The sequence below is a fragment of the Mycobacterium sp. genome (assembly GCF_032161845.1).
Taxonomy (GTDB): domain Bacteria; phylum Actinomycetota; class Actinomycetes; order Mycobacteriales; family Mycobacteriaceae; genus Mycobacterium.
In genome coordinates this window covers 1-24,257 of sequence record NZ_JAVRQA010000048.1, presented here as the reverse complement: position 1 = coordinate 24,257, position 24,257 = coordinate 1, and the positions used below count along the sequence as shown (strand labels likewise).

The following is a 24,257-nucleotide window of genomic DNA, read 5'->3' as shown; positions in this document are numbered from 1 at the left end:
TCCCTCCCCGTCAGGAGAAACCGCACATGGCAGATCCCGTGGTCAACACCGAGGTCACCGATCAGGACTTCCGGGACATCCTCGACGCGACGCGGGACTTCGTCCGCAACATCGTGATGCCCCGCGAGCTGGAGATCATGAACGGCAACCGGGTGCCCGACGACATCCGCGACCAGACCAAGGCGATGGGACTCTTCGGTTACGCCATCCCGCAGGAGTGGGGCGGCCTCGGCCTGAACCTCGTCCAGGACGTCGAGTTGGCAATGGAGTTCGGGTACACCACGCTGGCACTGCGGTCGATGTTCGGCACCAACAACGGCATCGCCGGTCAGGTGTTGGTCGGGTTCGGCACCGACGATCAGAAGGCGCACTGGCTCGAGGGCATCGCCTCGGGTGACGTCGTCGCGTCGTTCGCACTGACCGAGCCAGGTGCGGGATCGAATCCAGCGGGGTTGCGCACCAAGGCCGTTCGGGACGACTCCGGAGATGGCGGGGAGTGGGTGATCACCGGCCGCAAGCAGTACATCACCAACGCTCCGACGGCCAACCTGTTCATCGTCTTCGCCCGCACCCGCCCCGCCGATGCCGACGGCCCCGGCATCGCCGTATTCCTGGTGCCCGCCGATGCGGCAGGCGTCGAGGTCGGCGCCAAGGACGCCAAGATGGGCCAGGAGGGCGCATGGACCTCCGACGTCAACCTCGATGGGGTGCGGGTCGGCGACGACGCACTCGTCGGCGGTTCCGTTGACGTGGGTTACCGGGCCGCCATGACCTCGCTAGCCAGGGGGCGGATCCACATCGCCGCACTGTCGGTCGGCGCCGCCCAGCGCGCTCTCGACGAATCGGTGACCTACGCCGCCACGGCAACGCAGGGCGGTACGCCGATCGGCAGCTTCCAACTCGTCCAAGCGATGATCGCGGACATGCAGACCGGTGTGATGGCAGGCCGCGCCCTGGTGCGCGAGGCCGCCAGGATGTGGGTCACCGAGGAGGACCGCCGAATCGCGCCATCGACCGCGAAGCTGTTCTGCACCGAGATGGTCGGCAAGGTCGCCGATCTCGCGGTCCAGGTCCACGGCGGTGCAGGCTACATGCGAGACGTCCCGGTCGAACGAATCTATCGGGACGTCCGACTGCTGCGTCTATACGAGGGCACCAGCGAGATCCAGCGCCTCATCATCGGTGGCGGACTCGTCAAGGCGGCTCAGCGCAAGAGCTAGCCGATGTAGCGGACGATCGACTCCGCGACCGCAGCCGGCTTGGCCGAATCCTCGATCTCGACCGTGATCGTCGTCGTGGCCTGGATGGCCCCTTCGAGTTGGTTGATCGCGGTGATCTCGCCACGTGCGCGAATCTTCGCACCCACCTTCACCGGGGTGACGAACCGCACTTTGTTGTAGCCGTAGTTCACGGCCAGCGCGATGTTGTCGACCCGGTAGAGCTGATGGGAGAAGTGCGGCAGCAGCGACAGCGTCAACAGACCGTGAGCGATCGTCGCGCCGAACGGCCCGCCCGCCGCTCGCTCGGGGTCGACGTGGATCCACTGATGGTCGTCGGTGGCATCGGCGAAGAGGTTCACCCGGTCTTGGCTGATCTCCATCCACTCCGTGGGCCCGAGTTGGCTGCCTAAGGCCGCCGCAAACTCGTTGAGGTCCTTGAAAACCTTCACACTCTCTCCTCTCCTGGGGGCCGTGACCACCGAACTGACCCCCCATACTTCTAACGTCTTGGCCAAGCCAAACGCAATGGCAAAAATGTGCGACTATTTGCCCAGAATTGCCCAGCCATTCGTGGCCGATCGCCTTGGAGACCAATAAACAGCAGATACGTCAATATTTGGTAATGCCGCAATTCAGCTTTGGTTAGCCGGGCGTTTTACCAGCTAGACGGCCGAATCACGGACTTCAGAAAACGTCTGAGACCTAGCTGGGATCAGGCCATGGTGGGACTGATACTTAGTTGGCGATTCCCATAACCCCCACTGGGAATGACCGCAGTTAGCGACAGTTTCACCGACGCTGACCGCCCTACGAATGAGGCAGCATGAACCCCCAACCGGTCGAATTCGGATTCTCGGCTAACAGCGGGCTCACCGACAACATCAGTTGGTGGGACTCTGACGCGGAAACCACGATGGTACTTTCGCGGCCCGACCTGGATCGCGGACTGTGGCGCGAGTATCTCCGCGGTGCCGCGGCGAGCTACCGCCGCCACGGCGTGGAGCGGGCCATCGACGTCGCCGCCATTCGAGACGGCCACGACACCGCGTTGTTCTGGACGGCCCTCGATTCGGCGGGACGCGTCGTCGGCGGCCTCCGCGCCAAGGGGCCGCTCGGGTCGCACGACGACTCCCACGCCACGATCGAGTGGGCAGGTCAGCTCGGCTATCCCGCCGTGTGCAAGATGATCGCCGATCGCATTCCCTTCGGCGTCGTCGAAATGAAGTCGGCATGGACCACCGACGACCGTGAAAGGGCACGGCGACTGTCCCTTTCCTTGGCCCGCACGATGTTCCACGCGATGGCATTATTGGACGCGCAATTCTCGATGGCAACGTCCGCCCCGCACGCATTGGAGCAGTGGCGCACGTCGGGAGGAGTGGTGGCGGGCATCCCCGCGACACCGTACCCGGACGAAAGATATCGCACGAAGATGATGTGGTGGGATCGACGCACCTTCGTCAATCATGCTGTCCCAGAACAAATTCCCAAAATCCTTCATGAGATGAGTACCGTAACGAAGCAGGCCGAGGCTCAGCAGGTCAACCGCGTGGCGGTGCGGTGACCGCGTCCGACGTCGGCTCGGACAGTCGCATCCGGATACTCGACGCCACCGTGGGCACCGACGCGCAAGTGCTCTCGGCACTGAGGGCAGAGCCGACGATTGAGTTCGTCGACTCGTGGCCCGCCCAAAGTGCGGCGCTGCAGCGACTGTCGCCTGCGGTCGACACCGAGATCGCCGAGGAGCCACCGCGCTTCGCGTATTACCCGTGGCGTCGTGCGGTCGTGAGAATCCTGGGACCACGATCGTTTCGCCGGCTCCGACTGGACCGCAATCGAAATCTGATCACCGCCGACGAACAGGACCGGCTCGGTCGGTTGCGGATCGGCGTCGTCGGACTCAGTTCCGGCCATGTCATCGCACACACCCTCGCCATGCAGGGACTCTGCGGCGAGTTGCGACTCGCCGACTTCGACGACCTCGAACTGTCCAACCTCAATCGGATACCGGCCGGCGTCTTCGACCTCGGGCTGAACAAGGCCGAGGTGGCGGCTCGCAGAATCGCCGAACTAGACCCGTACCTGACCGTTCGGACGATCACTGCCGGGGTGACCGCCGACAGCATCGACGGCTTCCTCGACGGTCTCGACGTCGTGGTCGAGGAATGCGATTCGCTCGACGTCAAGATGAGCGTCCGCCAGGCGGCACGGGTCCGGCGCCTACCCGTCCTGATGGCCACCAGCGACCGGGGCCTCGTCGACGTCGAGAGGTTCGACCTCGAACCCGAGCGCCCGATATTCCATGGGCTGCTCGGCGACGTTGGGCCGGAGTCGTTGGCGGGCTTGAGCACTCACGACAAGGTTCCCTACGTACTGCGCCTCATCGAGGTCGGTGGGCTGTCGGCGAGGTCGGCCGCTTCCCTCCTCGAGGTGGGCCGTGCAATCAGCACGTGGCCGCAGTTGGCCGCCGACGTAACGCTTGGTGCCGGCGCCGTGTCGGAAGTCGTCCGCAGAATCGGTCTTTGCGAACCACTTTCGTCGGGACGCATCCGTCTGGACGTCGGTGCCGCGCTGGACCGGATCGCGACGCCAACCGTCGCGGTGGCGATCGCTGACCACGAAACGGCCCATGCGCCAACGCAACACGGCAGGCCCACGGATCTCGCGAGCGCAGTGGTGGCCGCGGCGACACGCGCACCCTCTGGCGGCAATGTCCAGCCATGGCACGTCGAAGCCACCGCCGCTGGGATCACGGTTCGGTTGGTGCCGGAACGCACGTCGACGATGGACGTCGGTTTGCGCGCCAGTGCCGTGGCGCTGGGCGCCGCGGTATACAACGCGCGGGTGGCCGCGGCTGCCCATGGCGCCGTTGGCCAGTTCGAGTACACCGACTCCGTCGACGCCTCCCCACTCGCCGCGCGGATCCAACTGATCGAGGGCACCGACGATGTCCTGGCGGCCTCCTATCAGGCCATGCTGCGTCGCGAGACCAATCGGCGCCACGGCACCGGCGCGGCACTGTCGACGGACGTGTGCGAGAAGCTGGTCGCTGCCGCACATCGTGAAGGTGCCCGGCTGCGATTGCTCACTTCTCGCACCGACATCGACGCGATCGCGAGCCTCTTCGCCGCCGGCGACCGAATTCGCTTCCTGACCGCGCGGCTGCACGAGGAGATGATCTCCGAACTGAGGTGGCCCGGCGATGAGGATCCCGACACCGGGATCGACGTGCGAAGCCTCGAGCTCGGCCCCAAGGGTGAGATCGCCCTCGAGATCCTGCGCAGGCCCGAGGTGATGGCGGAGCTGGCGGCGTGGGACGGCGGAGAGGCACTCGGCGAGGACACGGTCGTGGGGCTCGGAGCCAGCTCCGCCGTGGCCGTGGTCTACGGGCAGGGGCACGGCCTCGCCGACTACGCACGCGGAGGATCGGCAGTCGAGGCGACCTGGATCGCCGCACAGGAACTCGGCTTGGCGGTGCAGCCGATCTCGCCGCCCTTCCTTTACGCCACGAACGACGACGAATTGCACGATGTCTCGCCGAAGCACGCAGATGAGTTGGCAGAGCTGCAATCACGGTTCCGCGCGGTGGCCGGCAACGGCCAAGGAGCGGAGGAATCGGTAATTTTGATTCTGCGCCTGTCGGTCGCACCACCCGCCACGATCCGGAGCCGGCGGCGCAGCGTCAATATTGACGCGTCACGGCTACCCTGATTCAGTGTCCGCCGTGAATTCGCCTCTGAGCTTGGATCGGCTGGTGACGACCGTCGCCGTCCAGCTGATGGCGGCGAACGCTGCAACCTCCGCCGCGGTGTCTCAAGAGGTCTTGGCCGTACTCGTCGACTACTTCGACGTCGATGTCAGCTTTCTGCGTTACAACGACCACGACGTCCGTGCCTCGATCCTGATCGCCGAGTGGCCCGTCAGACCGGACGTGCCCGATCCCGATCCGCTGAGGATCGTCTACTACAAGGACGCCGACCCCGTGTTCGCGGTGGCGGAGCACATCAGAGTCCCTACGGTGTTTCGTCCCGACAACGCGGACTACCAAAGGCGGATCGAGGAGGGGCGCAACATCCCCCAAACCTCGATGGCCGCCGCTCCCCTCGTATCCGGTGACCTGACGACCGGTGTGCTGGGATTCGTCAAGGTCGGCGACAGGGAGTGGAGGCCCGAGGAGCTCAACGCGCTGGAGGCCATCGCGTCGCTGTTCGCCCAGGTGCAGGCCCGGGTGAAGGCGGAGGAGCGCCTGCGCTACCTGGCCGAGCACGACGATCTCACCGGACTGCAGAATCGACGCGCTCTGATCGATCACCTCGACGCCAGGCTTGCGGCGGGCAGTGCAGGCCCGGTGTCCGCCCTGTACCTGGATCTCGATCGCCTCAAGACCATCAACGACTACCTCGGCCACACCATCGGCGACTGGTTCATCCGGGTGCTCGCCGAGCGGTTGCAGAAAGCCACCGAAGAAGCCACCGTGATCGCCCGACTCGGGGGCGACGAGTTCGTCGTCATTCCCGCGTCGCCGACGTCGGCGTCAGACGCCGAGGACCTCGCGAACCGACTGCTTGCGCTCCTTCGCGAACGCGTCCCGGTCGACGGCGAGATGCTGACGAGGACGGTCAGCATCGGCGTCGCACTCGGCACACCCGGTCGGGACACGGCGTCGGATCTGCTCCGTCGGGCCGATCAGGCGGTGCTGGCGGCGAAGGGTGCTGGCGGTAATCAGGTCGCGGTGTTCTCCGACGAGATGTCGCTGCGGACGGACTATCGCAATGACATTGAATTGCACCTGCAGGACGTGATCGAGAACGGCGCGCTGTTCCTCCAGTACCTCCCCGAAGTCGACATGCGCACCGGCGAGGTGCTCGCGACCGAGGCATTGGTGCGGTGGAATCACCCGACCCGGGGCCTGCTGTCTCCCGCAGTGTTCATTGCCGTCGCCGAATCGATCAATCTGGCCGGCGATCTGGGTCGGTGGGTGCTGCGCACGGCGTGTGCGGAGTTCGCGAGGTGGCGCGCCCTCGGCATCGCCGACGGGATCGCGTTGAGGGTGAACGTGTCGCCGGTGCAACTGGTGACCGACGGGTTCGTGGAGTCGGTCGCCGCGGTCATGCGCGAATTCGACCTCGACCGTGGATCGGTGTGCCTGGAGATCACCGAGAGCGTCGTGGTTCAGGACATGGAGACCACCAGCGTCACCCTGGCGGGATTACGGGACGCCGGCGTACAAGTGGCCATCGACGATTTCGGGACCGGCTTCAGCGTGTTGTCTCATCTGAAGTCACTGCCCGTCGACGTTCTGAAGATCGATCGGAGTTTCGTCACGGAACTCGGCTCCAATCCGGACGATCTGGCGATCGTGCGGGCAGTGATCGCCCTGGCCGAGGCCTTCGAACTGGAATTGGTCGCCGAAGGGGTGGAAACCCAGATTGCGGCGAGAACTCTGCTGCACCACGGTTGTCACCGGGCTCAGGGATTCCTGCTTTCGCGGCCGCTGGCCGGCGAGGACATGGCCTCGCTATTGGCCAAGGGCCGGGTACCCGTGCACTTTTCCGCATCGCCATCCCTCTAGGGACGGCTGCCGCGCGTCGTGCAGACCCTCGTTCAACTGACGGCGCGAACCGGTGCACGTCGGCCGCGACGGTGTCTTCGGCTCAGTGGACAGCAGCTCCACCCGGCCAAAGCGGCTCGCAGTCCGACCGACCAGGCAGACCTGCCGTCGTTCGTCCGGAGTCGGGGCGGCGCCCTCGTCGGAGTCGAGCTTCCCAGCTCGCGGCGCGAAGGTAATGCCAGCCCGAGTACGCACCGCATAGGGGCCATCCGGGGTGGCGAGCACGACCCCGACGATCACGCCCTCCTCGAACACGATCCGCTCCAGGGCGCTGTCGGCCTCGACCTCGATGTCGCGTTCCCGCGCTTGCATCTCTACCCATCGGCGAAGTTCGCGTCCACCGAAGCCGCTGCCCCACTCCATTGCGCCGATTGAAAGGGCCTCGATGGCTTCGCCGTCGTCTGACCGCATCGTGGTCGTGCGCCAGCCCCGCATGCCGGTGTACATCAGTCCATACGGCGAGGTGATGCACTGGGCAGCCCAGGCGGTCAGCCGCGATCCGACGAAGGTGTCGACCCGCCCGAAGGCTTCGTCCCTGGACAGGTTGTGCGCGGCGCGGCGAGGAACCGAACCGTCGGCGACGGGAGGCGCCGACTCGAGAATTCCCTCGGACACCGCTGCGAAGTACTCGTTGGTCTCGAGGTCCGGCGTCTCGTACAGCAACGAACCCCGCTTGGCGACGACACGCTCGCGAAGCGCGACGGGCGCCGCGTCGGCGCGAAGCGCGGGAGCGGCGTCGGCGACGAGCACCTGGCCGCCGACATCCACCGTCGCAATGGCGTTGGCCAAGCCACCAATGCCCGCGCCGATGACCGCGACGTCGACTTCCGTATCCCACATAGGCGTCAAATGCTCCGCGATAGCTTGTCGGCTGACTGATGGATTGCCACGACCCGCTGAGATCGTAGTTCGTCAAGACCACGCGCCTGTTCTGGTCGCCTCGTGGTTGCTGTCACTCCAAGACCGCTCCGAGAAAGTTTGCCCATGCGCCACATCACTCGACGATCGCCGAGCCGGGGCAACTGCTTCACGAGGCATGGCGCAGCGGGCACCAGCTTCATACCGAAAGTCGCCACAGTCGGTACTTTACATACTTTTAGAATGCACTGCGATGCCCTATTCGACGAGGAGTGCCGAGCAAAATTGGCTACCGACGCGACCGAAATCCGCGGCAATTACCCCGATTCCGCGAATTGACGGGCCGGCCGCGGGTGGCGGCCAACCCCTCCAGATGACGACCCGAGGTTCGACCTCGGCACGACCGGTCCCCTCGGCCGCCTGCTGGCCTCGCTGCACCGCGGTTGGTGCAGCCGAGTAATCTCGACGACGCTGAGCGGTTCATCGGACATTCGAGGCGATCAAGAATGCCGGCCCCCTTGGGTGCCAACGAACTATGATCCCGTCCAACGACCGCCACCTAAATGGATCGACGGAGGTGCTGGAAAATGGTGCGCCAGGCTCGATCCGAGGCGACACGTCGAAAGATCATCGACTCTGCAGTCGACCTGATCAACGAGATCGGTTATCCCGCGGCCGGCTTGGGCGACATCATCGACCGTGCCGAATTGACAAAGGGCGCACTGTATTACCACTTCGACTCGAAGGAAGCCCTGGCGACCGCGATCATCGAAGAGGGATCGGCGTCTGTGGTCGGCGCGTTCCGCGCAGCCGCCCGAACGAGCTCCCCTGCCATGGAGAACATCATCCATGGAACGTTCGTCGTGACCGACGTGCTCGGTCACGACCGCGTCGCCCGAGCCGGCGCCCGGCTACTACGCACTTTCGGCGGCTTCAACCCGGCAGCAAAGAGCACCTTCCAGATCCTCGTGGACGAGCTCGTCGGGCGCATCACCGCTGCCACCACCGAGGGTGATCTCCGCGCAACCGTCGACGCCGAGACGACCGGTGCCTCGATCGTCGCCGGGATGCTCGGTGCCGAACTGCTCTCGAGCACCCTGAGCGACGGAGACGACCTTCGTGCCCGTTTCGCGCGAAACTGGGAGCTGCTCCTGCCCGCGATCATCACCGATGAGTCGCTGAACTACTACCGGGAGTTCCTCGCCCGCCAGGCATTGCGGCAGAACCCCGCCCCGCAGTGAGGCCCACCCGCTTGCGACGCCAGTTGACTAACTAGGTTTACTGTCTGCAGTACAGGCTTCGAACGACGGGACACCTCCATGGATCTTCTGTGGTCGCCGAGCGACATCGCCTTCCGCGATGAGGTGCGCACGTTTCTCGACGAGCAGTTGACACCGGAACTACGCCGGTCCGGTCGCCTGATGACCAGTGTGTACAGCGATCACGACGCGAGCCTGCAGTGGCAGCGGATCCTGCACGAACGCGGTTGGGCGGCACCGGCGTGGCCCGTCGCTCACGGCGGGTGCGATTGGAGCCTTACCCAGCACTACGTCTTCAGCCGAGAGTCCACTCTCGCCGGCGCTCCATCGTTGTCGCCCATGGGAATTCGCATGGTTGCGCATGCGATCATCAAGTTCGGCACCGCGGATCAGAAGGACTACTTCTTACCGCGCATCCTCACCGGCGAGGTGTTCTTCTGTCAGGGCTACTCCGAACCGGAGGCCGGATCCGACCTCGCCGCCCTGTCCATGGCCGCCGTCGACGACGGTGAAGACCTGGTGTGCACCGGCAGCAAGATCTGGACGACCCACGCGCAGGAAGCGAACTGGATGTTCGGCTTGGTCCGCACCTCGCGCGGCGCCAAGAAGCAGCAGGGCATCACGTTCGTGCTCATCGACATGACCTCGCCAGGCATCCAGATCCGACCCCTGGTGATGACCTCCGGTGAAGAGATCCAGAACCAGGTGTTCTTCGACGAGGTTCGGGTCCCGAAGGGCAACGTCATCGGCCAGATCGACGATGGCTGGACCGTCGCCAAGTACCTGCTCGAGTTCGAGCGCGGTGGTGGCGCCAGCGCGCCTGCCCTGCAGGTGATGGCCGAGGAGGTGACCGCGGCGGCAGCGGCTCAACCCGGTCCGGACGGTGACCGCCTCATCGACGACCCCGCCTTCTCACGAAAGCTCGCCGACGCAAGGATCCGCACGGACGTGCTGGAAATCCTCGAATACCGCGTCCTGTCGGTCCTCGCGGGCGGCGGTCATCCCGGCCCGGCGTCCTCGATGCTGAAGATCCTCACCACCGAACTCAGTCAAACGCTCACCGAGTTGGCCATGGAGGCCGCCGGACCGCGCGGGCGCGCCTACCAACCCCACGCGACACGACCGGGTGGGCCGATCGCCGAATACGAGCCGCCACCCGATGGCTATGTCAGCGGCCAGCCGTGGCAGGCCGTGGCTCCGCTGCGTTACTTCAACGACCGGGCGGGCTCGATCTACGCAGGCAGCAACGAAATTCAGCGCAACATCCTGGCCAAGGCAGCGTTGGGGCTCTGATGGACTTCAAACTCTCCGACGAACAAGAGATGCTCCGCGACGGTCTCAACAAGTTCCTCGCCACCCGCTACAGCCTCGAACGCAGTCGCGCTGCAGCGAAGACCGGCGCCGGCTGGCAACCCGACATCTGGCGGGCATTCGCCATCGACTTGGGAATCCTCGGTGCCGCATTGCCCGAGGCGGTCGGAGGCATCGGCGGCGGACCCGTCGAGATCATGGTCATCGCCGAGGCGCTCGGCCATGCCCTCGTCGTCGAGCCCTATGTCGACACCGCCGTCGTCGCCGCGGGCCTCCTGCTCAGGGCGGGCGGCGAGCGGTCCACCAACGTCCTGGAGCGCATCGCCGCCGGCGAGGCGATCGTCGCCATCGCCGCCGCCGAAGAACAGTCGGGTGACCGCTGGCTCGACGTCGCCACCACGGCCCACCGCGATGGCGCGGACTGGGTGCTCGCGGGCGCCAAGATCGTGGTCGTCGGCGCGCCGCTGGCGACTCATCTGCTGATCACCGCGCGTTCGGAGAACGGTGTCTCGCTGTTCCTCGTCGATCTCGCCGACATCGACTCGGGTCTCGAGATGCACGGTTACCGAACCGTCGACGACCGCCGCGCCGCTGATCTCTTGCTGACTGATCTGCGCCTGCCCGCCGACGCGCTACTCGGCGGGGAGGGCGAGGCGTGGCCATCTCTGGCCCACGCCCGCGATGAAGGCGCCACCGCGGTGTGCGCCGAAGCCGTCGGCGCCATGCGGCGGGTGTTGGCCGACACCGTCGAATACTGCAAGCAGCGTCAACAATTCGGTGCGCCGATCGGCAGCTTTCAGGCGCTGCAGCATCGCATGGTCGACATGCACATGGAGCTCGAACAGTCCGTCGCCGCAGTGTATCTCGCGATACTCAACCTCGAAGCGGATGCTGCGACGCGGGCGCGCGCAGTATCGGCGGCCAAGGCCACCATCGGCAGGGCGGCCCGGTTCATCGGTCAGAACGCCGTCCAACTGCACGGCGGAATGGGCATGACCGAAGAGCTCGCCATCGGCCATTACTTCAAGCGCCTCACCGCTCTTCAGTACGAATTCGGCTCCACCGACCACCACGTCACGCGCTACGCGGAGCTCACCCTCGGGTGAGCCCTCGTGGATGGCTGCTCTTTGCGGCGATGTGTGTCATCTGGGGCATTCCCTATCTGCTGATCAAGGTTGCCGTGGAAGGAGTCTCGTCGCCCGTACTCGTCTTTGCCAGGACGGCCATCGGCGCGCTAGTGCTGATTCCACTCGCGCTGTCGCGGGCGGCGTGGGCGCCGGTGTTCAAGTGTTGGAGGCCGGTGCTGGTCTTCGCCTTCTTCGAGATCATCGCCGCCTGGCTGCTGCTCTCCGATGCCGAGCGGCACATCTCGAGCTCACTGACCGGGCTCCTCATTGCGGCCTCACCCATCATCGCCGCGGTGCTCGACAGGTTGACCGGCGGCGAAAGACGGCTTGGCGGTAAGCGAATCGCCGGACTCGCCGTCGGACTGGCCGGCGTCGCGGTGTTGGCGGGGCCCGAGATCACGGGCGGCAGCGCGTGGCCGGTGTCCGAAGTCCTCCTGGTCGCGCTGTGTTATGCGATCGCCCCACTGGTTGCGGCGCGCTATCTCGCCGACGTCCCGACGCTGCCCATGACCGCAGCCTGCCTCGGCATCGCCGCGATCGTGTACGCGGGACCTGCGGCCGCGACGTGGCCGACGGAGATGCCGGCGACGCGCGTCCTGCTCGCGTTGGCCGCGCTCGCCGTGATTTGCACGGCCATCGCCTTCATCGTGTTCTTCGCGCTCATCAGGGAGGTCGGGGCCACCCGTGCGCTGGTGTTCACCTACGTCAATCCTGCGGTCGCGCTGGCGGCCGGGGTGATCGTGCTCAACGAGCCGCTCACGCCGTGGAACCTGGCGGGCCTGGCGTTGATCCTTGGCGGGTTGGTGTTGGCCACCATGCGACCGGGCCCCACTCCTACGACGGAGCCGACGTTGGCAGCGCCGCGTTGACGTGAGCGTTGCCTCTGCACCAACCCTCGCGCTCAGGCCTTGGCGACCTGCTTCTGCTCGTAGATCCGTGCCCACTCCTTGCGGGGCTTGATCGACACGTCGACGTCGGTTGCCTTGGCGCGCAACGCACCGACGGTCGCCTGGTCGCGCGGAGTCAGCTTGAACGGATCCCAGCTGAAGAACCGACTGGAGTTCTCCCAGGTGATCTTGTTGATGTCGCTGTCATCGGCGCCGGCGGCATTGAGCTCGGCGAGCACTTGCTCCGGTGCGTCCGGCCAGAAGCAGTCCGAGTGCGGGTAGTCGCACTCCCAGGCGATGATGTCGATGCCGATCTCGTGGCGCAGCTTCAGCGACGTCTTGTCGGTGACGTAGCAGGCCAACGAGTGCTCGCGGAACACGTCGCTAGGCAGCTTGTCCCCGAAGTCCCGACGCAGCCACTTCTGGTTGGTGTAGTGGCGATCGCTGCGATCCAAATAGAAGGGAATCCAACCGATTCCACCCTCCGAGAAGGCGAACTTCAGGTCGGGGTAGTTGCGCATGGCCGGGCCCCACAGCAGATCCTGAGCGCACATCGCCGAGATCTGGGTGGCCAGGATGATGAGGTTGTCGATGGGCGCGTTCGGAGCCATGCTGATGGCGCCGAACCCGGTGCCGATGTGCAAGCACATCACCACGTTCTCCTCCGAAAGGGTGCGGAACACCGGCCCCCAGTACTCGTCGTCGTGGTAACTCGGAAGACCCTCGAGGTGCGGCAGTTCCGGCATCGTCACGGCGCGACATCCCTTGGCGGCGACTCGGCGAATCTCGGCGCACATGGCTTCGGGGTTCCACGTCGGCAGCACGGCGATCGGGATGAAGCGATCGGGGTATGAGCCCGCCCATTCGTCGATGTGCCAGTCGTTGTAGGCCGACACCATCACCAGGGTGACGTCCTCGCGGTGCATGTTCAGGTGTCGAGCCGAGAACCCGGTGAACGTCGGGAAGCACATCGACGCAAGGATCCCGTTGCGGTCCATGTCGCGGACGCGTTCGTGGACGTCGTACACACCGGGGCGCATCTCGGCGAAGCCGGCGGGATCACGGCCCCATTCCTCCGGCGGCCACGACACCACTGCATTCAACCCGCTTACGCCCTGTGGCCTGCCCTGATACATCCACTGGTCGACGCCGTGAGCGTCGGTGACGACGATCGGCGCCTCCGCCTTGTACTTGGCGGGCACGTGGTTGAGGAACATGTCCGGCGGTTCCACGACGTGATCGTCGATGCTGACCAGGATCAGATCGTCTTTGTTCATGCCTCAACTAGTACCCTCGGATTCCATGACCGTCTCTGCGCTTTCGGACAGAGGTTTAGCCGAAACGGCCAAGATCGCCCGGCCCGTCATCGAGCTACGCCGCGGCGGTCACGCGATGGCGGGCAGTTACCTCTACGAGGGCGACGGACTGATCACCGGATGGCACTCCCACGAGGTGCACCAGATCGAGTACGCGATGCACGGCGTCGTCGAGGTCGAGACCGACTCTGCGCACTATCTGCTGCCCCCGCAACAGGCCGCGTGGATCCCCGTCGGGTTGGAACACCAGGCCGTGATGAATCCCGACGTCAAGACCGTCGCGGTGATGTTCGCTCCCGAGCTCATCTCCGACGCCGGCGGGCGGGCCCGCATCATCGCGGTGTCGCCGCTGATCCGCGAGATGATGATCTACGCGCTTCGCTGGCCGATCGACCGCGCCAACGGCGATGGCGTGTCCGACGGCTTCTTCCGAACCTTGGCGCAATTGGTTTCCGAGGCGCTGGATCACGAGGCGCCACTGAGCCTTCCGACGTCCGAGCACCCCATCGTGGCCGCCGCACTCGCGTACACGAAGCAGCACCTCGACTCGGTGACGGCAGCTGACGTGAGCCGGGCCGTCTCGGTGTCCGAGCGCACGCTCCGGCGCCTCTTCCAGGACACACTCGGATTGTCCTGGCGGACTTACCTTCTGCACGCCAGGATGCTGCGCGCCATGGCCATGCTCGCGGCACCTGGGCAGTCGGTCCAGGCGACGTCGTCGGCCGTCGGTTTCGAAAACCTGAGTTCCTTCACGCGGTGCTTCTCGCAGTTCTGCGGCGAGACGCCCAGTACGTATCGCAAACGGGTTGCAGGCGAGCGGGTTTGATACCCGCTAGTCACCCGCTGGGCGCCTGAACAGTCCTTCGCGCAACAGCGAGTCCGTGGCACTCTGCCAGCGTTGCAGCTGAGCCGGCGTGGTGAAGGGCTGCGGCAGGTGACGGTCGACGTGTGCGCGCAAGCTGATGGCGCCCAGGGCAAGCACCAACCCGTTGATGGTGGCCCACGTCAGATCCACGTCGGGACGCGTCTCTCCGCGGTCGGCCCGCTGGTGCCACCGGGCCATGCCCACGTCCATCAGGGCGTCGAAGAGCTTGGCCCCCAGCGGGCTGCCGTCGACGAGCGCACGCCCCACGTAGCCCGCCACGTCGGGTCGTTGGGCGATGACCCCGGTCACCCTGCTTCCGATGTCGGCGATCGAGTCCGCGGGCGGCTCCGCAAGGGGTTGCGACATCGCGTTCACCACCAACGCCAGCACATAGTCGTCGACGGCCGCGATCACACCGGCCTTCGTCGTGAAGTGGTGCTGCACCAACCCGAGGGACACTCCCGCGCCCGCCGCGACCGCACGCATCGTGGTCGCTGCCGTCCCGTGTTCGGCGAAGCTCCTCAGCGCCGCGTCGCGGATCCGCTCGACGGTGGACAGCTCATTCGGCCCGCGCCGATCGGGTTCCGGCAGCACGGTCATCGCAGCCATCTGCCCAGAGTTCACTCGCCGAGAGTAGCAATACCGTTGTATTGTCTCCCCCGATACAGCTGTATTGTCGACCTGCGACTGGAGATGGAGGGCTATCGCAATGCATCACGACGAACAACCCACCACCGCAACTCAGCCCCGTGAAGTCGGTGCAGCGGCGGCCACGATGGTCATCGACGGACCTTCGAGCTTTCCCTGCGCCAGCGACCCAGACCGATGGACGACGACTCCCGACGAAGGCGCCAAGGCGCTCTGCCGCGCCTGCCCCCACCGCTGGTTGTGCGCCAAGGAGGCGTGCAAGACACCCGGCGCGGAGGGCGTGTGGGCCGGCGTCCTGATTCCCGCCGAGGGGCGTGGCCGCCGATTCGCCTTGAAGCAATTGGGTTCGCTGGCCGACCGCAACGGCCTGCCGCCTCGGATGTGACCGTCAGGCGTCGATCACGACGGGGAACACCTCGTAGGTTCCGCTGAATCCCTTGAACTCGACGACCTCCGCCGGTGTCACGGTGAACCCGTCGGCATCCCCGATCGCGTCGCGCACGACGTCGCTGATCAGAATTTCGCCGCCGTCGGCGTGCCCGGCGATCCGGGCCGCCATCGCGACGTTGAGACCGAACAGGTCGTCCCCTCGCCGAACCGATGTCCCCATGTGAATCCCCATGCGCACCTTGATGTTCTGCCAGCGTTCAGGCCGCGTAGCGAGCTCCCGCTGGACGTCGACACAGCACCGCAGGGCGTCCGAGGGATCGGCGAAGGCCAGCATGAAACCGTCACCTTGATTCTTGACGACGTGACCGTGGTGTTGGTCAACCGATGACCGGACGAGCTGCTCGTGGCGCTGAAGCAACTTCACCCAGTCACGATCGCCGAGCGCCTCGTTGCGCTCCGTGGAACCCTCGATGTCGGAGAACACCACGACGACGTTTCCGTCGGCGGCCAACCGGGCCAGATCGGGTCGCTCCACACTGGCCCAGCCCGCCAGGTCCTCGATCGAATTGCGTACGGCGGCACCAATCCCCTTGGTGCGCACCATCTCCGCCGTTCGCCAGGTCTTCCTGATCGCGAACGGTGCCAATCCCCGCCGCCTGCGGCGGGTTCTCGGATCGAGCCGCCGGGCCCGCTCGAGCTTCCGACGGGCATCCGAAAGCCGTCGAGAGGTCACGATCAACACGATCGCCAGGGCGACGTCGGCTGCGACGGCCACGCCCAGCAGGATCGATAGAACGAGAGGCGTCACCGCGCGATGGTAGCGGCAACCCCCCGAGAGTTCCGGCTACTCCTCGACTCAGGTCGACACGGCACAGCTTCCGCGATCGGTCTTGACGGGCCCCGACGCCGACGGCCGGACGTCGAAGTCGAAGATCGCGGTCGGCAGATACAGCGAGCAGCAAGCGTTCGGGATGTCGACCACGCCGCTGACCCGACCCTCGATGGGTGCGGCCCCGAGAAGCAGATAGGCCTGAGCACCCGAATAGCCAAACTTCTCCAGATACTTGACGGCGTTCATGCACGCGTTGCGATAGGCGACGGTCGCGTCGTTGTACAGCTGGGTATCGGTGTCGTGGTCGACGCCGATGCCGATGAAGGTGATGAACTCCGAGTACCGAGGCTCGACGTTGCCCGGCATGAAGATCGGGTTCGTCGTGACGGCGTAGGTCTCCATGCCGCCCTTGATGAGGTCGACGTGGAAGTCGATGAATCCCCCCATCTCGATGGCACCGCAGAAGGTGATCTCTCCATCGCCCTGGCTGAAGTGCAAATCACCGCCGGAGAACAGCGCACCCGGGACGTGAACCGGATAGAAGACCCTGGACCCTCGGGTGAAGTTCTTGATGTCGTGGTTGCCACCGTTTTCCCGGGCCGGCACCGTACGCGCGCCGTCGCGGCCGATCGCCGCGAGCGTCTCGCCGGTGGCCGTGCCCCCGAGCACCGACTCCTCCAACGGAGGCAATGCGAGGGCGGGAATGCGGTCGGGATCCCCTGCGATCAGTGCACGTTCACGAGAGTTCCAGCGAGCCAACAACTCCGGTGACGGGGCGGTACCGAACAACCCCGGGTGGGTGATGCCGGTGAATTCGACCCCCGGGAGGTGGCGTGACGAGCACTTCTGGCCGGAGAAGTCCCAGATGGCCTTGTACGCGTCGGGGAAGTAGTCGGTGAGGAAGCCGCCGCCGTTGGTCTTCGCGAAGATCCCGGTGTACCCCCAGCCCTGCCCGGGGACGTCGCCGACTTCCTGGGGCACCGGTCCGAGGTCGAGGATGTCGACGACCAGGAGGTCACCGGGTTCGGCACCCTCGACGTAGATCGGTCCGGACAGCATGTGAGCGTGGGACAGATCGACGTCACGAACGTCGTTGGCGGAATCGTTGTTTCCGATCTGGCCGTCCGTCCATTCCCGGCACTCGACCCGGATCGACTGCCCCGGCTTTACGCGGGTCGCCGGTGGGATGTCGGGGTGCCAGCGGTTGTGCCCAGGCACGTCCTGGTCCCGCATCGAACGGGCCTGGTCGACGGAGAATACGACGTCGGGCATGACGGACTCCTTGCAGTCAGGGTCGAGGCAACTTGGCGTGTCGGGGATCTCGGGTGATGGGTGTCGGCCGACGCGAACGTCCTGGCACGCTGGAAACGACTGTCGGGTTCTCGGCACTAGCGGCACTGGTGTCGAGCGCACGGCGCACGTCGGGGTCGAGCGTTCGCAGCCCCGGTGAGCCGAACGTTCGTCGGGCCGTTCGCCCGCACTCTGGGCAGCGGGCCGTCCCGGTGGCCTCGGCCATCGGGCGCACCACGACGAACCCTCCGCAGGGAGGGCACTCATAACCGTACGTTGGCAAGACTCGCACCTCCGCGCAGAATGTGGGGTCGTCCCCATTGCAGCACGCTACTTCGGCGACCGCATCCCGACATTCACAGGAAGTCGGCGACGCGATCACTCGTGCGGGCTGATGGTGCTGCGGCACAAGTCAATTCATCAAGACGGCTACCTGACGCCGCGGAGCAACCTTCCAGGCCGAGCGCCGGTGTCGACCCCGTGGTCTCGGGTGACGACTCCCCCGACCACCGTGGCGTCGTATCCCCGTGCTCCCTGAATCAAACGGCGGCCGCCTGCGGGCAGGTCGTACGCCATCCGTGGGACGTCGAGTTGCAGGGCATCCATGTCGATGACGTTCACGTCGGCCTTCTTGCCGACGGCGATCACCCCGCGGTCGCCGAGACCGAACAGCGTCGCGGTGTCCAGGGTCTGCTTGCGCACCATGTACTCGAGGGAGAACCGCGGACCACGACTGCGGTCGCGCGCCCAGTGCGTCAGCAGATACGTCGGGTAGGACGCGTCGCAGATCAGACCGCAGTGCGCGCCACCATCGGACAGTCCGGACACGGCCGCGCGATGCGAGATCATGTCGTAGATCGCGTCGTGATTGCCCTCGGCGTAGTTGAAGAACGGCAACATCAGCAAGGCCGTCCCGTTCGACCCGAGCATCAGGTCGTACATCGTCGCGAGCGGATCCTCGCCGCGTCGCCTGGCGATCGCCCCAACGGTCTTCTCGGGAGTCGGCTCGTAGTCGGGCGGGTCACCGATCGCGTAGAGGCTGTCGATGCTGTGCTGGATCATCGCGAAGAGACCATCGAACATCGGCACCTTCTGCGCGGGCAGATCCGCCTCCGACAGGATCGCGGCACGCACGGCCGGCTCGGCGAGGCGCTCCGCGAGTTCCTCGCGGCTCAGCTCGGCCTTGAGCTTGCGGAACGTGGGGCGGTGGTCGAACGCGTGATAGCCGGAGAATCCGAACAACATTCCGAACGGGCGGGCGGCGAACTGCGGGTGCACCCTGATCCCGTCGTCGAAGGCGGCGCCCGCGAGATCCAACTGCTTGCGCCACAGGTCCGGCTTGCCTTGAGTCTGGACCATGGCGAAGGACACGGGACGGTCGATCTCGGCGGCCAGCCGGATCATCCAGTCGACCTCGCCGAGAAGCGCGTCGGGATGCTCCCCCGCCGTGCCGTCGGGCGCTACTTCGAAGACCGCCTGACCGCCTGCCGCCATCGCCCGACCGAGCCCGAAGAGCTCGTCGGCCGCTGCGTAGGTTCCGGGGACCACTTCGCCGTCGAGGGCCCGGTGACCTTCCGTGCGTGACGTGGAGAAGCCCAACGCTCCCGCCTCGACGGCCTCCCGAACGATGCGTGCCATCGCAGCGATGTCATCGGTCGTCGCCGGCTCATTGCGCGCACCGCGCTCGCCCATCGCGTAGCCGCGCACCGCGCCGTGGGCGATCTGAACACCGAAATCGATTGCCAAATCCCGCTTTTCGATCGTGTCGAGATACTCCGGGAAGCTCTCCCACCCCCACGTGATGCCCTCGGCCAGTGCGCTGCCTGGGATGTCCTCGACGCCTTCCATCAGTTCGATCAGCCACTGCTCCCGGCCGGGACGCACTGGCGCGAATCCGACGCCGCAGTTGCCGCTCACCACCGTGGTGACCCCGTGCAGGCTGGACGGTTCCAACGTGGCGTCCCAGCTGACCTGACCGTCGTAGTGGGTGTGGATGTCGACGAACCCAGGCGTGACCATCCGGCCCGTCGCGTCGATCGTCCGTTCGGCGTCGCCGTCCAACCCGGAGTCGTCGCCGTCGCGACGGCGGACCTCGACGATGCGCCCGTCCTTGACGCCGACGTCCGCACGGAAGCGCTGATCGCCCGTGCCGTCGACCACGGTGCCTCCGGTGATCGTCTGGTCGTAAATGTCGTCTCCTCGCGCGGGCGGCTGCAGTCCTGGTATTCATCACTACTCCGAGCGTGCGATCCGCGGGCTGGAATCGCGCAGGCACCAGCGATACTGGCACCGATGACCTCACATCTTGGAGACGGCCCGTGCTGATCGGTCTCGCGGCAGCACTGCTCGCCTGTTTTGGTTATGGAACCGCATCGGTGTTGCAGGCTTATGGCGCGCGAAGCGCCGCGGCTGCGGACGCCGCCCGCGGGACCAGCGGATCGATCACCTCGACGGGCGCACCGTCGCTGGGTGCCACCATCCGCGCCGCGTTGACGCCGGCCTTCCTCATCGGAATGGCGCTTGACGGCGTCGGTTTCGTGGGAAGCGTCGTGTCGGCTCGGCTGATTCCGCTGTTCCTGTCGCAGACGATCATGAGCGCCAACCTCGTCGTGACGGCCGTGCTCGGTGTCATCGTGCTGGGAGTACGCCTGCGCCCACGGGACTGGGCCGCCATCGCGACGGTCGTCGCGTGTCTATGTGTGCTGGGTTTCACCGCAGGCCACATCGGTGAGGATCCGGTGGGGGCGGCCGTGCACTGGGGCGTGCTGGCGTTCTCGGTCGTGATGGTCTTGGTCGGTATCGGAATGCTCCGCGTGCTCGGCGCTCGCGGAGCGGTCGCCGCAGGGCTGGTAGCCGGCGTGCTGTTCGGGGCCATGGCGGTCGCGGTGCGGGTGGTCGACGGCGTCGATCCGCTACAGCCCAGCGTCCTACTGGCCGACCCCGCCGCGTGGGCGGCCGCGATTGCCGGCGCCGGCGGTTTCTACCTGTTCACCGTGGCGCTGCAGATCGGCTCGGTCACCGGCGCCGCCGCCGCGTTGGTCGCCGGTGAGACCGTGGTGCCGGGAATCGTCGGCGTGGTGCTGCTCGGTGACACGTCGGTACCGGGTCTCGGCTGGCTGGTGGTGATCGCGTTCGTCGGTGCGGTCGCCGGCGCGGTCGCAGTGGCCCTGTTCGGGGCCGCCGAGAATGCGCAGGGTCCCGCCCCGACCCACGACGTGCCCTAGACCGACTCGGCGCTCCGCCCTCCCCGAGACTATTGACGTTTCCGTTGAATGAGTCGGGGTACTCCTCCTCCACGGACGAGGAGGTCTCAAAAATGCCTGTTTGGGGTTGGATTCTGATTGCCGCGATCGTGGTGGCCGCCGTCGTGGCAGTGATCGTCATTGGTTCCCGGAGCAACCGAAGACGAAGCGAGGACCTGAAGCAAAGATTCGGTCCGGAGTACGAGCGAACCGTCGCCGAAACCGGTGATCAGATCGCCGCGGAGAAAGAACTTGCTGCCCGTGAGAAGAAGCGGGAGCAGCTCGACATCGTGCCGTTGACCGCAGAACAGCTTGGTGGCTACACGCATTCGTGGCGAGCCGTGCAGACCGCGTTCGTCGACGATCCGAAGAGCGCTGTCGGCGAGGCGGATCGGCTTGTCACGCGGGTGATGTCCGAGCGGGGCTACCCGGTCGACGACTTCGACCGGCGTGCCGCCGACATCTCGGTGGACCATCCGACGGTCGTCGAGAACTACCGGGCAGCGCACGGCATCTACCTGTCGCAGGAAGCCGGTGTCGTCGATACGGAGGCGCAGCGGCAGGCGTTCGTCCACTACCGGGCGCTCTTCGACAAGCTGCTCGAAACCCACGAAGACACCGACAAGTCACAGGAGGCACACGCATGACCACGCAGCCGCACTTCACCGATACCGACGAAACCTCGGGCGAACGCGACAGACTGGCGTCAGATCCCCAACGAACGAATTTGCCGCCCGAGACCACTGACGCGCTCACCACGCCCACCCAACCCAGCGAACGCGAGGAGAACGCGTCAGTCCCGACGGACGAGGCGCCCCCTGCGGCCCGAGAGGCAACGCCTCCCGTCGAGCAGTCGCGCGCAGCCGAGGTCACCCGGTCATCGGCTCGCGAATCCTTGTTCGCCTCGGAAGACCTGACGGGCCTGCGCTCCCGCTGGGATGACGTCCAAGCCGGCTTCGTCGACGATCCCCGGATGTGCGTCCAGACCGCCGACGGGTTGGTGTCGGACGTCGTTCAGCAGCTCACCGACGGCTTCTCGCACGCCCGCTCGCGCCTGGAGGAGCAGTGGGCACGCGGCGAGGACGTGTCGACGGAGGACCTTCGCCAGGCGCTGAAGCGCTATCGGGAGTTCTTCGACCGACTTCTGGCGGTCTGACCGACCCGCAAGTACCCGTGGCCTGCCGGTCGCCGATCGGCTGACGTCGCAGTCGCCGGCGGCCGTTTCGCTCGAAACCCTCGCGGGGGCGCGCGCCTAGGCTGGTCGAATGTCACTGATGCTCGGCCCGGTCCTCCGCCACGTCGGCGAGACCAGCGCCACCGTTTGGGTTCAGACGCACTCGGCGGCCGTGATCGAGATACTCGGGTGCTCCGCGCCGACCTTCGAGGTGCAGGGCTGCCACTACGGGCTGATCCTGGTCGACGGGCTGGAGGAGGGGTCGGTCAACGCGTACCAGGTTCACGTCGACGGTGAACTGGTTTGGCCAGACCCCGACGGCGAATTCCCGCCGAGTGTGATCAGAACCCGGGGTCACGCTACGAGCGACCACCTGCGGATCATCTTCGGGTCGTGTCGCTATCCGAAGACCGGTGACGCCAAGCTCGACGACAAGCTCGGCCTCGATGCTCTGGACTGCTACGCCACCAGGCTGCCCACGATGCCGGTGGACGAATGGCCGGATGCGCTCGTCCTCTTGGGCGACCAGGTCTACGCCGACGAGTTGACCCCGGAGGCACGCAGACACCTCGCCGGGCGTCGATCGAGTAAGCACCGCCCGCCGGACGAGGTCGTCAGTTTCAACGAATACGAAGGCCTATACCGGCATACCTGGGGTGATCCGGAGATCCGCTGGATCCTGTCCACGATCCCGACCGCGATGATCTTCGACGACCACGACATCAGGGACGACTGGAACACCTCTGCCGCGTGGCGCAAGGAAGTCAACGAGAAGCCGTGGTGGCGCGACCGGATCCGGGCAGGCCTCGCCTCGTACTGGGTCTACCAGCACCTCGGCAATCTCAGCCCCACCGAGTTGAGGGACGACGAGGACTATCAGAAGGTGCTTGCCGCCGAAGGGGACGCCTGGCCTCATTTGGTCGACCTTGCCGACCGCGCCGACACCGAAGTCGACGACGACAAGGGTCTTCGCTTCAGCTACCGGTGGGAGCTGGGGCGCAGTCGCCTGGTCATGGTCGACTCGCGGAACGCCCGAATTCTGGACTCGGGTGAACGAAAGATGCTGGGCAACCGAGAGTTCGCGTGGCTGAAGGAACAGGTCAACGATCGGCTGGACGAAGTCGACCATCTGATCATCGGTTCCTCACTGCCGTGGCTGCTGCCCCCGGCGATCGGCGACATGCAAATGGTGAACGAACGCGCCGCCAACCGACCGGGCCGCCGCGGACGATTCGCCGAAACAGTGCGCCAGACTGCCGATTTCGAACACTGGGCAGCGTTCGCCGAGTCCTTTCTCGGGTTGAGCCGCCTCATCGTCGACGTGTCGTCTCGCGACACCGGACCCGCGACGGTGTCCGTACTGTCCGGCGACGTCCACCACAGTTATGTGGCGCGGGCCGACCTTCCGGAGTCGAATGCGCGCGTGCATCAGCTGGTGTGCTCGCCCGTGCACAACTACGTGCCGTGGTTCGTCAAGCCGGTGTTCAAAATTGGCTGGTCCCAACGGCTTGGCCGCCTGACACGCCGTTGGGCTCGTCGCAACGGCTGTCCCCCGCTGCCGTTCGCGTGGAAGGACATCAGCGGCCCCCTCTTCGGGAACACCCTCGCCACTCTTCGCATTTCGGGGCGGGACGCGGAGGCCATCTTCGAACAACCGCGACGTTCCGATGCCCTGGAGGAGGTCGCGCGCGTCTCACTCACCGACTGACGCGCAGTGTGCGCGAGCCGCTAGGGGCGCCGCTCACCGCTGCGCGGGTTCGCCCTGCCGTCGACGAGCGTGGCACCCATGACGGCGGGGTCGGCCGCATTCACCCGTAGCGCGCACTGCTTGGGGTAGACGTCGACGACAGCGCGATCAGATGGCGCGGCAAGGGGCGAGAGGCCGCAATGCATTGCCCATGATTAGTACCTCTACGGATAGTTGCGGGCGACGTCTCAACCCCTCGCCGAATTAGTGGCTCGATGGTTCGCGACATTCAGCGCGAAATGGCTCAGCAAAGCGCCTAGCTTGCCATTTAGATACACTACAAAATCCGACTCTCGACCCCGACGGCTTTGCTATCTTTACACTTGCGCGTCAGTAATTGACGACTGGCGGTGGTTGGCGGTCGCATATGTGCACGTCAGAGCGTCAAGATCAATGGCGCACCGTTTAGCGCGTGATTTGCCTGGGTAGCCCGGTGGTGGACGTGACGCCAATCACGTTCAAAAACCGAACCGGGTTGCA

23 protein-coding genes are annotated in these 24,257 nt (G+C 65.8%); 14 read left to right on the top strand and 9 right to left on the bottom strand.

Going from position 1 to position 24,257, the window contains the following annotated elements; translation table 11 throughout:
• Window positions 1-26 precede the first annotated feature (26 nt).
• A complete protein-coding gene (locus QOD90_RS02950; RefSeq protein ID WP_526346502.1) occupies window positions 27-1,220 on the top strand; it encodes an acyl-CoA dehydrogenase family protein in 1,194 nt (397 codons plus the stop codon).
• Here the strand turns inward: QOD90_RS02950 and QOD90_RS02945 are convergent.
• Complete coding sequence (locus QOD90_RS02945; protein WP_526346500.1) at window positions 1,217-1,669, bottom strand: MaoC family dehydratase; 453 nt, start codon at window positions 1,667-1,669, stop codon at window positions 1,217-1,219. The genes QOD90_RS02950 and QOD90_RS02945 overlap by 4 nt on opposite strands.
• A gap of 374 nt (window positions 1,670-2,043) precedes the next feature.
• Here QOD90_RS02945 and QOD90_RS02940 point away from each other — a divergent pair, with 374 nt between their 5' ends.
• The 3 genes from QOD90_RS02940 (at window position 2,044) to QOD90_RS02930 (ending at window position 6,792) form a co-directional block, all read left to right on the top strand.
• Window positions 2,044-2,784: a hypothetical protein gene (locus QOD90_RS02940; RefSeq protein ID WP_526346498.1), complete on the top strand. Its 741-nt coding sequence runs from the start codon at window positions 2,044-2,046 to the stop codon at window positions 2,782-2,784.
• Window positions 2,781-4,931, top strand: a complete 2,151-nt coding sequence (locus QOD90_RS02935) for an Rv1355c family protein (RefSeq protein WP_526346496.1) — start codon at window positions 2,781-2,783, stop codon at window positions 4,929-4,931. The genes QOD90_RS02940 and QOD90_RS02935 overlap by 4 nt, the downstream gene beginning before the upstream one ends.
• Window positions 4,932-4,998: 67 nt before the next feature.
• Window positions 4,999-6,792: a putative bifunctional diguanylate cyclase/phosphodiesterase gene (locus QOD90_RS02930; protein ID WP_526346540.1), complete on the top strand. Its 1,794-nt coding sequence runs from the start codon at window positions 4,999-5,001 to the stop codon at window positions 6,790-6,792.
• Here the strand turns inward: QOD90_RS02930 and QOD90_RS02925 are convergent.
• The gene (locus tag QOD90_RS02925) at window positions 6,739-7,671 is read right to left on the bottom strand and encodes a hypothetical protein (protein WP_526346494.1); all 933 of its coding nucleotides are present in this window, start codon (window positions 7,669-7,671) and stop codon (window positions 6,739-6,741) included. The genes QOD90_RS02930 and QOD90_RS02925 overlap by 54 nt on opposite strands.
• 605 nt (window positions 7,672-8,276) lie before the next feature.
• Between QOD90_RS02925 and QOD90_RS02920 the strand changes: the two genes are divergently transcribed.
• The 4 genes from QOD90_RS02920 (at window position 8,277) to QOD90_RS02905 (ending at window position 12,255) form a co-directional block, all read left to right on the top strand.
• On the top strand, window positions 8,277-8,930 hold the full coding sequence (locus tag QOD90_RS02920; RefSeq protein WP_526346492.1) for a ScbR family autoregulator-binding transcription factor: 654 nt from the start codon (window positions 8,277-8,279) through the stop codon (window positions 8,928-8,930).
• 78 nt (window positions 8,931-9,008) lie between these two features.
• Window positions 9,009-10,241, top strand: coding sequence for an acyl-CoA dehydrogenase family protein (locus tag QOD90_RS02915; protein ID WP_526346490.1), 1,233 nt, complete (start codon window positions 9,009-9,011; stop codon window positions 10,239-10,241).
• The gene (locus tag QOD90_RS02910; protein WP_526346488.1) at window positions 10,241-11,365 is read left to right on the top strand and encodes an acyl-CoA dehydrogenase family protein; all 1,125 of its coding nucleotides are present in this window, start codon (window positions 10,241-10,243) and stop codon (window positions 11,363-11,365) included. The genes QOD90_RS02915 and QOD90_RS02910 overlap by 1 nt, the downstream gene beginning before the upstream one ends.
• Complete coding sequence (locus QOD90_RS02905) at window positions 11,362-12,255, top strand: EamA family transporter (RefSeq protein WP_526346486.1); 894 nt, start codon at window positions 11,362-11,364, stop codon at window positions 12,253-12,255. Before QOD90_RS02910 ends, QOD90_RS02905 begins: the two co-directional genes overlap by 4 nt.
• A 32-nt stretch (window positions 12,256-12,287) precedes the next feature.
• Here QOD90_RS02905 and QOD90_RS02900 read toward each other — a convergent pair whose 3' ends face one another.
• A complete protein-coding gene (locus QOD90_RS02900; protein ID WP_526346484.1) occupies window positions 12,288-13,550 on the bottom strand; it encodes an amidohydrolase family protein in 1,263 nt (420 codons plus the stop codon).
• A 25-nt stretch (window positions 13,551-13,575) separates the two neighbouring features.
• On the opposite strand from QOD90_RS02900, the gene QOD90_RS02895 reads away from it, so the two are divergent.
• Entirely contained in the window at window positions 13,576-14,415 is an 840-nt protein-coding gene (locus QOD90_RS02895; protein WP_526346482.1) for an AraC family transcriptional regulator, read from the top strand.
• A 6-nt stretch (window positions 14,416-14,421) separates the two neighbouring features.
• On the opposite strand, the gene QOD90_RS02890 is transcribed toward QOD90_RS02895, so the two are convergent.
• Window positions 14,422-15,054, bottom strand: a complete 633-nt coding sequence (locus QOD90_RS02890) for a TetR/AcrR family transcriptional regulator (RefSeq protein ID WP_526346538.1) — start codon at window positions 15,052-15,054, stop codon at window positions 14,422-14,424.
• Window positions 15,055-15,229: 175 nt separating this feature from the next.
• Between QOD90_RS02890 and QOD90_RS02885 the strand changes: the two genes are divergently transcribed.
• The gene (locus QOD90_RS02885) at window positions 15,230-15,487 is read left to right on the top strand and encodes a WhiB family transcriptional regulator (protein ID WP_526346536.1); all 258 of its coding nucleotides are present in this window, start codon (window positions 15,230-15,232) and stop codon (window positions 15,485-15,487) included.
• Between the two features lie 3 nt (window positions 15,488-15,490).
• Here QOD90_RS02885 and QOD90_RS02880 read toward each other — a convergent pair whose 3' ends face one another.
• The 4 genes from QOD90_RS02880 to QOD90_RS02865 all read right to left on the bottom strand — a co-directional run bounded on the left by QOD90_RS02880 (window position 15,491) and on the right by QOD90_RS02865 (window position 19,804).
• Window positions 15,491-16,300, bottom strand: coding sequence for an adenylate/guanylate cyclase domain-containing protein (locus QOD90_RS02880; protein WP_526346480.1), 810 nt, complete (start codon window positions 16,298-16,300; stop codon window positions 15,491-15,493).
• Window positions 16,301-16,348: 48 nt separating this feature from the next.
• Window positions 16,349-17,596: a formamidase gene (gene fmdA, locus QOD90_RS02875; protein ID WP_526346478.1), complete on the bottom strand. Its 1,248-nt coding sequence runs from the start codon at window positions 17,594-17,596 to the stop codon at window positions 16,349-16,351.
• 16 nt (window positions 17,597-17,612) lie between these two features.
• The gene (locus tag QOD90_RS02870; protein ID WP_526346476.1) at window positions 17,613-17,906 is read right to left on the bottom strand and encodes an FmdB family zinc ribbon protein; all 294 of its coding nucleotides are present in this window, start codon (window positions 17,904-17,906) and stop codon (window positions 17,613-17,615) included.
• A 137-nt stretch (window positions 17,907-18,043) separates the two neighbouring features.
• Window positions 18,044-19,804, bottom strand: coding sequence for an N-acyl-D-amino-acid deacylase family protein (locus tag QOD90_RS02865; RefSeq protein WP_526346534.1), 1,761 nt, complete (start codon window positions 19,802-19,804; stop codon window positions 18,044-18,046).
• 128 nt (window positions 19,805-19,932) lie between these two features.
• Between QOD90_RS02865 and QOD90_RS02860 the strand changes: the two genes are divergently transcribed.
• The 4 genes from QOD90_RS02860 to QOD90_RS02845 all read left to right on the top strand — a co-directional run bounded on the left by QOD90_RS02860 (window position 19,933) and on the right by QOD90_RS02845 (window position 23,738).
• On the top strand, window positions 19,933-20,838 hold the full coding sequence (locus tag QOD90_RS02860) for a hypothetical protein (protein ID WP_526346474.1): 906 nt from the start codon (window positions 19,933-19,935) through the stop codon (window positions 20,836-20,838).
• 92 nt (window positions 20,839-20,930) lie between these two features.
• Window positions 20,931-21,503, top strand: a complete 573-nt coding sequence (locus QOD90_RS02855) for a hypothetical protein (RefSeq protein ID WP_526346472.1) — start codon at window positions 20,931-20,933, stop codon at window positions 21,501-21,503.
• The gene (locus QOD90_RS02850) at window positions 21,500-22,012 is read left to right on the top strand and encodes a hypothetical protein (protein ID WP_526346470.1); all 513 of its coding nucleotides are present in this window, start codon (window positions 21,500-21,502) and stop codon (window positions 22,010-22,012) included. The genes QOD90_RS02855 and QOD90_RS02850 overlap by 4 nt, the downstream gene beginning before the upstream one ends.
• 109 nt (window positions 22,013-22,121) lie before the next feature.
• Window positions 22,122-23,738 (top strand): alkaline phosphatase D family protein, encoded by a 1,617-nt coding sequence (locus QOD90_RS02845; protein ID WP_526346468.1) that lies wholly within the window; start codon window positions 22,122-22,124, stop codon window positions 23,736-23,738.
• 20 nt (window positions 23,739-23,758) lie between these two features.
• Here QOD90_RS02845 and QOD90_RS02840 read toward each other — a convergent pair whose 3' ends face one another.
• Window positions 23,759-23,923, bottom strand: a complete 165-nt coding sequence (locus QOD90_RS02840; protein ID WP_526346466.1) for a hypothetical protein — start codon at window positions 23,921-23,923, stop codon at window positions 23,759-23,761.
• Between the last annotated feature and the right edge of the window lie 334 nt (window positions 23,924-24,257).